The organism is Vibrio sp. 10N.222.49.C9, assembly GCF_041474985.1.
GTDB lineage: Bacteria > Pseudomonadota > Gammaproteobacteria > Enterobacterales > Vibrionaceae > Vibrio > Vibrio crassostreae_C.
The window spans coordinates 1-379 of record NZ_JBFRVD010000610.1; the positions used below are offsets into that span (position 1 = coordinate 1).

At 43.5% G+C, this 379-nt stretch carries 1 protein-coding gene; it reads left to right on the forward strand.

Annotated features, from left to right (window positions below):
* Positions 1-74 precede the first annotated feature (74 nt).
* Positions 75-379 (forward strand): type II toxin-antitoxin system death-on-curing family toxin (locus AB4585_RS24720; RefSeq protein WP_372171396.1); only part of this gene is annotated, 305 nt, incomplete at its 3' end.

The following is a 379-nucleotide window of genomic DNA, read 5'->3' on the forward strand; positions in this document are numbered from 1 at the left end:
CTCATACCTTTTTGTGGTTGCAACGGTATGATGAGGGTCTCCTGAGTGAACCGCAGGGTACAGAAGGTGGAGTATTGCCTCACCCAAATGAAGCACGGCTAGCACTGGAAGAGCTTAAAACCGATCTTATATCAAAACAGCAAGCGACGAATCTTTTTGCTCTGCCACGCGGGGATGGTCTTGATAGTATTTTTGGAAACTTGGAACAAACTGTTTTTGGGGAACCAGCCTATCCATCATTAGAGTCAAAAGCTTCTCACCTGTTGTACTTTGTCGTAAAAAACCACCCATTTTCGGACGGAAATAAACGCTCAGCAGCTTTTTTGTTTGTCGATTTCTTACATAGAAACAATCGCCTATATAACGCAGATGGTAGTTC